Source organism: Oleiphilus sp. HI0043 (genome assembly GCF_001634935.1).
The window spans coordinates 1-10311 of the sequence record NZ_LWEY01001201.1 but is presented as its reverse complement, the minus strand read 5'-3'; the positions used below and the strand labels follow the sequence as shown (position 1 = coordinate 10311).

Annotated in this window: 11 protein-coding genes and 1 pseudogene; 1 reads left to right on the top strand and 11 read right to left on the bottom strand. The window is 44.2% G+C overall.

Annotated features, from left to right (window positions below; all coding sequences use genetic code 11):
• The 9 genes and pseudogenes from rnc to A3729_RS14280 form a co-directional block, all read right to left on the bottom strand.
• Window positions 1-168, bottom strand: a pseudogene (rnc, locus tag A3729_RS14320) (ribonuclease III); the annotation flags it as partial.
• A gap of 66 nt (window positions 169-234) precedes the next feature.
• Window positions 235-609: a DUF4845 domain-containing protein gene (locus tag A3729_RS14315; RefSeq protein WP_068507892.1), complete on the bottom strand. Its 375-nt coding sequence runs from the start codon at window positions 607-609 to the stop codon at window positions 235-237.
• 115 nt (window positions 610-724) lie between these two features.
• Window positions 725-1510, bottom strand: coding sequence for a signal peptidase I (gene lepB, locus A3729_RS14310; protein WP_068507894.1), 786 nt, complete (start codon window positions 1508-1510; stop codon window positions 725-727).
• Window positions 1511-1562: 52 nt separating this feature from the next.
• A complete protein-coding gene (gene lepA, locus A3729_RS14305) occupies window positions 1563-3362 on the bottom strand; it encodes a translation elongation factor 4 (RefSeq protein WP_068507897.1) in 1800 nt (599 codons plus the stop codon).
• A gap of 152 nt (window positions 3363-3514) precedes the next feature.
• A complete protein-coding gene (locus tag A3729_RS14300; protein ID WP_068506914.1) occupies window positions 3515-4927 on the bottom strand; it encodes an AarF/ABC1/UbiB kinase family protein in 1413 nt (470 codons plus the stop codon).
• Between the two features lie 3 nt (window positions 4928-4930).
• Complete coding sequence (gene lipA, locus A3729_RS14295) at window positions 4931-5941, bottom strand: lipoyl synthase (RefSeq protein WP_068507899.1); 1011 nt, start codon at window positions 5939-5941, stop codon at window positions 4931-4933.
• A 32-nt stretch (window positions 5942-5973) separates the two neighbouring features.
• Window positions 5974-6597 (bottom strand): lipoyl(octanoyl) transferase LipB, encoded by a 624-nt coding sequence (gene lipB, locus A3729_RS14290; RefSeq protein WP_231872205.1) that lies wholly within the window; start codon window positions 6595-6597, stop codon window positions 5974-5976.
• A gap of 89 nt (window positions 6598-6686) precedes the next feature.
• Window positions 6687-7010: a YbeD family protein gene (locus tag A3729_RS14285; protein WP_082865051.1), complete on the bottom strand. Its 324-nt coding sequence runs from the start codon at window positions 7008-7010 to the stop codon at window positions 6687-6689.
• 31 nt (window positions 7011-7041) lie between these two features.
• Window positions 7042-8214, bottom strand: coding sequence for a D-alanyl-D-alanine carboxypeptidase family protein (locus A3729_RS14280; protein WP_068507904.1), 1173 nt, complete (start codon window positions 8212-8214; stop codon window positions 7042-7044).
• A 172-nt stretch (window positions 8215-8386) separates the two neighbouring features.
• Here A3729_RS14280 and A3729_RS14275 point away from each other — a divergent pair, with 172 nt between their 5' ends.
• On the top strand, window positions 8387-8569 hold the full coding sequence (locus A3729_RS14275; protein ID WP_068507906.1) for a hypothetical protein: 183 nt from the start codon (window positions 8387-8389) through the stop codon (window positions 8567-8569).
• Here the strand turns inward: A3729_RS14275 and A3729_RS14270 are convergent.
• Together A3729_RS14270 and mltB are read right to left on the bottom strand one after the other, a co-directional pair.
• Window positions 8538-9287, bottom strand: a complete 750-nt coding sequence (locus A3729_RS14270) for a septal ring lytic transglycosylase RlpA family protein (protein ID WP_082882107.1) — start codon at window positions 9285-9287, stop codon at window positions 8538-8540. The two genes, A3729_RS14275 and A3729_RS14270, sit on opposite strands and share 32 nt — an antisense overlap.
• 79 nt (window positions 9288-9366) lie before the next feature.
• On the bottom strand, window positions 9367-10311 hold a 945-nt coding region (mltB, locus tag A3729_RS14265; RefSeq protein WP_369820136.1), incomplete at its 5' end, for a lytic murein transglycosylase B.

Sequence of the window (10311 nt, the reverse complement as noted above, 5' to 3'; positions counted from 1 at the left end):
CAGATATTCAGCAATAACAAAGCTAAGTATGGCATCCCCTAAATACTCCAGGCGTTCATTGTTCGCACCTTTAAAGCTACGATGCGTTAACGCTAAATCTAGCAGGCTTTGATCTTTGAACGCATAACCAATTTTTCGTTCAAGCGCACTCAAGCGATTTTGTTTCATAGGGACTAATTTTTCCAAACTTTGCTCAAGCCTTTTCCAAAAAAGACGGTGATAAATAACTCTAAACTAAAACTTTTTCTCTATAGACTCTTCGAAGGAGACCACTGCATCTATGTTGCTATAAATCGGAATGCGAACTTCATACTCTACCGAGATATAAACACTTTCATCTGTAACTTCAGCATAGAAGCCTTCCTTAACATCAAAGGTACGGACATTGTTAGTTAACAAGCGGGTTTGGAAGTTTGTTTCCAGCTCACCAGCAGACATCCCTTCTAAATCAACTTCTTTATCATAAGATTCGAGTACAGATGCAATTTGCCAATGCTCATAAAACGCGGGGTAAAGCTTGAAAGCAATTGTTAAAATAATCGCAGCCATACCCAAAAAAAGCAGGACCACTGGCATCGAAGCACCCTTTTGCCGAGAATCAGTACGCATGTATAACCTCATCGTTAATCTATTTGAATCGTTGCGCTGCCAAGAAGCAGGACATTTATAATAGTATTGTTCAATATACGGATATTGCCTACTCGCTAAACAAAAGTCTTAAACTTTATTCGATAGCACCAACACGCGAAAAACTAGGTATGGAGAAGAACTTTGGCCAATGCATCCATATCGCAAAGGCTTTTCCGACAACCAGGTGGTCAGGAACAACGCCCCAAAAGCGGCTATCATTACTGTTATCCCGGTTATCTCCAACCATAAAATACGAGCCCTCAGGAATCTCCCAGTAACCTTCAGCACCTCTATTTAGCTGCGCTTTATGCTCATACAGCTTATGCTTAACCGAGCCTAAAGTCTCTTCAAACAGTTTGCGCCCAGGTAAATTCGCTAACAGTTTCTCTTCGACAAGCTCACCGTTGATCCATAACTGCTTGTCTTTATATTCAATTTTGTCACCAGGGACACCGATAACTCGCTTAATATAATTGGTCTTTCCATCTTTAGGGTATTTAAAGACCATTACATCACCGCGCTGCGGATCATCCATTTCAATGACTTTAGTTCCCACCACGGGAAGGCGAAAACCATAGGCATACTTATTTACCAGAATAAAGTCGCCAACTTCCAGGCTTGGTAACATTGAACCAGAAGGAATTTGGAAAGGCTCAACAAGAAAGGAACGCAAAACTAAAACGATTGCCAGTACCGGAAAAAAAGACCTAGAAACTTCTACTAACCAAGGGCCTTCAGAAATTTCTTCTTCGCTAGCTGCACTAGATGAATTATCTTTAGCCGCATCTCTTTTTGGTTTCCAGAGTATTGCATCGGCAAGGTATATCAAACCCGTCGCGAAAGTCAGTACAACCAATATCAGGGGAAAATCTATATCCATACTCTTCTCTTATCTACTTGATGCTCAAGCCAACGACGTCGAAAGCAATGTATTAATTATCAATCTTCAAAACTGCCATGAAAGCTTCTTGCGGGATCTCTACACTCCCAACCTGCTTCATTCGTTTTTTACCTTCTTTCTGCTTCTGTAGAAGCTTCTTCTTACGACTTACGTCACCACCGTAGCATTTTGCTGTTACGTTTTTACGTAAGGCTTTTACAGTTTGCCGAGCAACAATTTGACCACCAATCGCGGCTTGAATAGCAACATCAAACATTTGACGAGGAATTAGCTCCTTCATCTTCTCGGTAAGTAAACGTCCCTTTGAGTGGGCATTATCTTTATGAATAATTAGCGCCAATGCGTCAACTTTGTCACCGTTTATTAGAACGTCCAGTTTGGTCAAATTAGACGTTTCAAACCGTACAAAGTGATAATCTAGCGACGCGAAGCCCCGACTGACTGATTTGATACGGTCAAAGAAGTCGAGTACCACTTCATTCATTGGTAAATCATATTTGAGAGAGACCTGCCCTCCCAGAAATTGCATATCCTTCTGAATGCCTCGTTTCTCAACACAAAGACTAATTACATTCCCCAAATGCTCTTGTGGTACGAGAATATTTGCCTCTACGATTGGCTCTCTCATCTCCTCTACTGCACCGGGGTCTGGTAGACGAGACGGGTTATCTACTTTAATAACCTCACCATTACGCATCACTAGTTCGTAAATAACTGTTGGCGCAGTGGTCAATAAATCTAAGTTATATTCTCGTTCGAGTCTCTCCTGGATAATCTCCATATGGAGCATACCCAAGAAACCACAGCGGAACCCGAAGCCAAGCGCATCGGAGGTCTCAGGTTCATAATGTAAAGAAGCGTCATTTAAGGTGAGTTTTTCCAAGGCATCGCGAAACGACTCATAGTCATCAGAACTAACTGGAAACAAAGCGGCATAGACCTGTGGCTGGACTTTCTTAAAGCCTGGCAACTGCTCTACTTCAGGAGTTTTAGCATGGGTGATGGTATCACCAACTGGCGCGCCATGAATGTCTTTAATACCCGCAACAACAAAACCAACTTCACCTGCTCTAAGAATGCCGGTCTCATGACGCTTCGGTGTAAACACTCCCGCAGCATCAATTTGGTGGGTTTTGCCCGTTGACTTGATTAAGATTTTATCGCCTTTACGCAAGGTGCCTTCTTTAACTCGTACGAGAGATACAACACCCAAGTAATTATCAAACCAGGAATCAATAATAAGCGCCTGAAGGTCAGCATCAACATCACCCTCTGGAGGTGGAACCACTTCGATTAGAGCTTCAAGAACATCTTCAACTCCCATGCCACTTTTAGCACTACAGGGAACCGCTCCCGACGCATCGATTCCGATAATATCCTCAATCTCTTGGGTTACTCGCTCAGGATCGGCCTGTGGCAAATCCATTTTATTTAGTACAGGAAGTACCTCCAAGCCCATTTCGATGGAGGTATAACAATTTGCCACCGACTGAGCCTCGACCCCCTGACCAGCATCGACAACCAATAACGCACCCTCACAGGCAGCGAGAGAACGTGACACTTCATACGAAAAGTCTACGTGCCCCGGAGTATCGATGAAGTTTAGCTGATAGGTTTCGCCATCTTTTGCCTTATAATCGAGTGTGACACTCTGGGCCTTGATCGTAATACCACGTTCTCGCTCGATATCCATGGAATCGAGTACCTGAGCTTCCATCTCACGGGACGACAGCCCGCCACAATCCTGAATAAAACGATCAGCCAAGGTCGACTTACCGTGGTCAATATGGGCAATTATTGAGAAATTACGAATATGTTTAAGACTACTCACTGGATTATTTTACTCTAAGGTTGATATCTAAATTGAGCACTCGGAATAAGTGGCAACCAAACCGCGCATTCTAAAGGATTTCAGCTAACTTGGCGATATTTGTTTGATAAGTTGCGGGCTTCTTGAAATGTTTAAAGGAAAACGGAGAATGGCTACCGGACGTTAAAGGCTTCAACATAAGGTGCCAATAGGTCCTGCCCCTTAAACTGACCATTAAGTACCGAAATAAAGGTATAGACGCCTACCAGCTTTCGATTCAGGAACACAAATTCTTTTGGCGGAATTTTAAAGTAACGACTAATTGCCGAAACAGCAGCTCGCTTGGCAATACGTGAAGGCAAATCACTATCGCGCCAACGATACTCTCCCTGCTCATTAAAAGATTCAGAACCCGCAGCAGACTGGTCTTTCGCTAAAGGCTCCAGCACTGCAATACAAACCCCGGCAAACTCTTCCAGGATTTTTCGCGGCCAGTCTGCTTGCATAAACTTTAACGCAATCCCACCACGAATAACACCTTCCAGGTCAGCTTCATAAGCAGCTGAAATCATTTGACATACAGGGTTAATAAATTGCTGTGGATACTTTTGCACAGCGCCAAAATCCAGTAACACTATTCTATCTTTGCCACTCTCTTCACCAATTCGTATTCGATAATTACCGAAATTTGGATCAGTTTGAATCTCGTGCCAGACGAACAACTCTTGCAGAAACAGCGCCAAAGATGATTTAGCCAGATTATTACGACGCGCCTGAGACAACTCAGCAACACGCTCGCTAGAAACATTTTCACCCTCTTCGTAGCTTGTAGCCATAACATTTTCGCAGGAGAACTGAAAATACACTTTTGGAACAATGAATCGAGGATCATCTTGAAGCATTTGAGAGAAGCGGGCTGTCGTTTCAGCTTCTAGGTGGTAATCTACCTCCCGATGCATCATCACTCTAACCTCTTCCAACCAATCGTTAAACGCTGGTCCTGCAGTAACCACCCTCGCCAAGCGAAGTATTTGTGCGACAGCATCCAGATCGGCATCAATTGCCTGAGCAACTCCCGGGTACTGAACCTTCAAGCAAATGACTTCACCTGTTTCGATTATTTTTGCACGATGAACCTGTCCTAGCGAAGCTGTGCCTATTGGCTCTTCTTCAACTTCAAGCTTATCCATATTCGCTGCGCCAAGGTGCTCGAACAAAACACCTCGAATGACAGGCCATTCCAGCGCAGTAGTATTTTCTTCAAGAGTATGGAGAGCTTCGGTAACTTCAGGTGGCAGAAAGTGTTCGCCATAAAGCGCCATGACCTGCCCGATTTTAACCACACTCCCCTTCAGCATTCCTAACTCACGAACAAGAAAGTGAGCTTGATCCGAAAGTGCCTTTTTGCGCTTTTCAGCTCTAGCCTCTTTGCCGGAAAATAAAGAGGTAGTCATATGACCAGCCATCCGCGTACCGGCCAGTAAGCCTGCTTTAGTCAGACTCAAACGACGCTCAAAGCTACCCGTTTTGATAGCTGAAACTGTTTTATTACTTTGAGTATTAGAGTCTTTCTTGGACTTTGACATAAGCTACACTTTTGGCAGAGATTCGCCCTTCGCTTGTTTATCTGCATGATAAGAAGAGCGGACCATTGGGCCACTAGCAACATGTTTGAATCCAAGCTCTTTGGCAAGCACCGCTAAATCATCAAACTCTTGTGGCGTGACAAAACGCTCTAAAGCCAGGTGATCTTTACTCGGCTGCAAATACTGCCCCAGGGTTAACATATCAACATCATGCGCACGAAGGTCACGCATCACTTGCTCGACCTCCTCAATCGTTTCACCAATTCCTAACATCAAACCCGACTTGGTTAGTACATTGGGAGCCAAAGCCTTATAAGACTTGAGCAAATCCAAAGACCATTGATAATCAGAACCAGGACGAACCTTTTTATAAAGAGAAGGAACTGTTTCAAGGTTATGGTTGAACACATCTGGCGGTGTTTGCTTTAGGATATCGAGCGCAACTTCCATACGGCCACGAAAGTCTGGCACTAATATCTCAATTTCAATATCGCTGCTACGTTCTCTGATTTCGTTTACACAATCAGCAAAGTGCTGAGCACCACCATCACGCAAATCGTCACGATCTACGGAGGTAATCACAACATAACGCAAAGCCATATCTGCAATTGCAATCGCTAACTCACGAGGTTCGTTTTCAGCAAGTGGCTTGGGACGACCGTGAGCAACATCGCAAAACGGACATCGTCGAGTACATATATCCCCCATTATCATGAAGGTAGCGGTGCCGCCGCCGAAGCACTCTCCCAAATTCGGGCAAGAAGCCTCTTCACAAACACTATGTAGTTTATGCTTACGTAGCTTACCCTTTATCTCATCAATCTTTGGGGTTGCCGGAACCCGAACGCGAATCCAGTCTGGCTTTCGTGGCATTTTTTCAGTAGGAATGACTTTAACGGGTATTCTGGCGACCTTCTCGGCGCCACGAAGCTTTTCACCCTGCACAGCTCGCTTAATCGTCTTAGCACTACTGCCTGTCTTCGCGTCGGCACTACCCTTGGGAGAATCTGTCATAACTACCTTCTACTAAATTTAATTTTGAGCAATTAACTGTCTTTATATTCCATAACAATATCGTCATAGGAAAAAGACTTTCGCAGCTCATTAACCAAGCAACCTGCCGCTCTCTCAACAGCAACATCTTCTTGGAAATCACACAGCTGAACCATTTTGAGATCTTGATAGCCACAAGGGTTAATACGCCCAAAAGGCTCAAGGTTCATATCGATATTGAGACTCAAACCATGAAACGAACGCCCATGCCTGATACGCAAGCCCAGTGAAGCAATTTTATCTTCTCCCACATAAACACCGGGAGCATCTTTTTTAGGTGCAGCCTGAATACCGTATAAGGCCAACATATTGACCAAAGCCTGCTCTATTCTAGAAACAAGGTCTCGAGCACCAATTCCCATACGGTTTATATCGAGCATAAGATAAATTACAAGTTGTCCCGGGCCATGATAGGTAACCTGACCACCCCGGTCGACAGGTACAACAGGAATATCTCCTGGCGCTAGAATATGCTCTTCTTTTCCGGCCTGCCCTTGCGTGAAAACAGGCTCATGCTGCAGCACCCATATTTCATCTTCGGTCTGCTCGTCGCGCTGGTCGGTAAATTCCTGCATTGCTCGCCAGACTTTTTCATAAGGCTGGAGACCGTGTAACATTTTTACTTGTAAATGCTGGCCAAACGCTGGGCCATTTGAGTTTTGAGCTTTCTCTGTCATCGCTATCGCCCTCAGATCAACATGCCAGACTAGATAACCATTTTTATATGGCCAGTCGCCATCAAGGCTTCATGTATCGCTTTTAACTGAGCTTCGCCAGTCGCGTATATATGAAAACGCACCGAGACGAAGGTTCCCTTGCTGCTTTCATTCAAGGTAACCCGATTCTCATCCAGGTCTGGAGCATGAACCTTAACGGTTTCAATCACCAAAGCTTTCAAATCAATATTATTAGAACCAATTGCTTTAATCGGATAATCACAAGGAAACTCTATTTTAACTTCATCTTCAGATGAAGAAGCTGATAGACCTTTAGCTGAAGAGTTACTCAGTATCACAGGTTTCTTTATCATCACACTACCTCCAACCAAGAACTAATTTTCATTAAGAAAACAAACCAATGAAAAACAACTTAATCATATCCAACAGGCGTTTAAAGAAGCCACCCTCGGGCACGGGCTCCAAAGCTACTAAAGCTTCATCAACAATTACTTTACCGTCAAGAGACACAAGTAAGCGGCCGTATTCTTGTCCCACGGCAACAGGCGCTTCAATTACATTATCTACTTTAAGCTCTGCTTTAAGGTCATCTTTTTGACCCCGAGGAATCGTTACTATTACGTCTTCGGCTAAGCCCAACTGGAAAGAATCCAAAGCACCCTTCCAAACCTGGCTATCTGTCAGTACTTCACCAGCCTTGTACAGTTCGTGCGTCTGATAATATCTAAAGCCATAGTTTAACAACTTCTGTGTCTCTTTAGCTCTGGCATTTTCACTATTCGTACCCATGACAACACTAATCAAGCGCATACCATTGCGCTTAGCTGACGCGACAAGGCAATAACCTGCTTCTTCAGTATGTCCGGTCTTTAAGCCATCGACTGACTTATCACGCCACAACAAGCGATTGCGGTTTGGCTGCCTTATATTGTTATAGGTGAAGTATTTTTCAGAATACAAAGGGTACTGATCAGGAAAGTCATTAATGATCGCAAGAGCCAGCTTTGCCAAATCAGAGGCTGATGAATAATGCCCTTCAGCAGGCAAGCCTGTAGCGTTCATAAAGTTGGAGTTTGTCATGCCCAGTAGTTGAGCTTGCTGATTCATGATATCGGCAAATGCATCTTCGCTACCAGCAACATACTCAGATAGCGCAATACTTGCGTCATTGCCTGACTGAATAATTACGCCTTTGAGCAGCTCTTCAAGCAAAACTTTTGAGCCTTCCTTGATGAACATTTTTGACCCGCCAGTGCGCCAAGCCTTAACGCTCACTGGAACCTCGTCATATAAATTGATATTACCTTGAGCTACTTCGCTTTCGACGATGTATGCGGTCATCATCTTAGTCAAGCTGGCGGGTGGCAACTGAACGTAGCTTTCATGCTCTACGATTACTTCGCCACTCGTGGCATCCATTAAAATATAAGAGCTAGCTGAAACCTGTGGCGGAGAAGGAATAAGAGCTGGCTTAGCAAATGCGTCGGCAACATGGAATCCGAGAAGTAACAACAAAGAATAAAGTGGTAACACCTTACCTAGTGATCTGAACATCATTAAAAACCCGATTTTGATTTATATGAACGAAGTGACATATATTGAAGAAAGCAAGTCTAACCGAATTCAGCAATCGATTCATCCATAAGCGAAGACCAATAAGCCAATCTGTATTAAAATTAACGCTTCAGCTAATACAGACTTCTAACGAACAAGAAGAGGTATAAACGAAATGAAGGAACTCAAAAACGGCTCTGTTGACAGCGCACAAACAGTTAAAGCAGGCTGTGGAATTCGCTACGACCCTGAACAGCTAGACGGAGATTGCGGCTTCGATTTTTCACAAGCTGAAAACATGAAGCCTGAGAAAGAAGCCCATATACCTAAGAGCCCGGAGCCAACACAGGACGACTAATCACAACAGGTGCACCAACCTCACTGTCGGATAAATGAGCCTTTAACTTTTCTGCAGCGCTCATGTCATCAACTGGTCCAACTCTGACACGATAGATATNAGCCCCTTCAGCCTTCCCTACAAACGCAGAGTGAGCCAAGCCCATTCTCTGTAGACGCTGGAGAAGGTTATTAGCCGAAGCCTGATTAGATAGCGCCGCCACTTGAACAAAATAGGCTAAGCGGTCTTTGCTTTCTTTTACCCCCGAAGCCTCCTCACCACTCACTGTTGGTTTTGGTACAACGATTGATTCTAGTAAAAGCCTGGCAGTTCCTTTGTTGTGGTAATCCAGCTTCTTGGCTGCGGCATAAGATAGATCTAATATTCTACCTTCATGAAATGGCCCACGGTCATTAACTCTAACCACAACCGACCTTTGATTTTCGAGATTTGTCACCTTCAAATAGGCAGGAAGAGGCAAGGTCTTATGCGCTGCCGACATGGCATACATATTATAAATCTCACCATTTGAAGTCAGCTCACCATGAAACTTCAAGCCGTACCAAGAGCCAATCCCCTCCTCGCGATACTCCTTAATCGAATCGAGCAGGTGATACTCCTTTCCTCGCACAGTATAAGGAGAGTAATTGCCTTTTGGGCTGATTGGCTCCCATTTAGGGATTGCATCTGGCACCTTGGATACATCGAACTCTCCAGTAGGCCCGACATCATGCTTCATGCTGTAGCGAGAACTACTACAAGCCAGCAAAAGCAGGGCCAGGCAACACAAGAGAATGCAACGCAAACTACTCAACACCTTAGTTCATTCCTAGCTTTAGAGCCTCGGAAAGCTGGTAAACTGCCATCGCATATAAATGACTATGGTTATAGCGAGTAATCACGTAAAAATTCCTCAAGGTTAACCAATACTCTTCACCGGTAGCCCCTTGAAGTATCTGAAGTTTCGCAGGCATATTCTTATCCAAACCAGCAGGAAGACGCAAACCGTGTGCCTCAAAATCAGCTACCATATGCGACGGCTTGAGCTTCTTATGAACAAGCTCTTGATAACCCTCTCCTAAGTCTGACTTTTCTAGCTGAAAAGCGACTGGCTGCCCCTCGGACCATTTATGCATCTTAAAATAGTTAGCAACACTTCCCACCGCATCGGTAGCGTTATTAAGAATGTCCGCAACCTTATCGCCATCGAAATCAACTGCGTAGTGACGATAGCTACTTGGGATAAACTGGCCGTAACCCATCGCACCCGCATATGAGCCTTTCAAGTCTAAGGCTGCAAAGCCCTGCTCTTTAGACAGAAGAAATACTTGCTCTAACTCTTTTGTGAAAAACTTTGAACGAGGCGGATAGTCAAAAGCTAAAGTTGAAAGTGCATCCACCACACGATAACTCCCCTTGTTACGGCCGTAGCGAGTTTCAACACCTATTATGGCAGCAATAACATGAACCGGAACACCGTACTTTTCCTGAGCCCGGTTTAGGCTCTCTCGGTTTTCTTCAATGAAGGCTAAACCTTTCTTAATTCGATCATCGGTAAGAAATATCTTTCGATAACCCTTCCATTCGAGGCGCTTCTCTGCAGGTCGAGCAATTGCTTTCAGAATACTATCTTTCTTTTCTGCCTGAGAAAATATTTCAGCTAACTTTGCACTTTCAAAGCCGTGCTTACTAACCATCATATCAATAAAGCTTTTAGCTTTTTCGTGCTCAATATAGTTCGCATTTGCCGAAGAAACCGACAA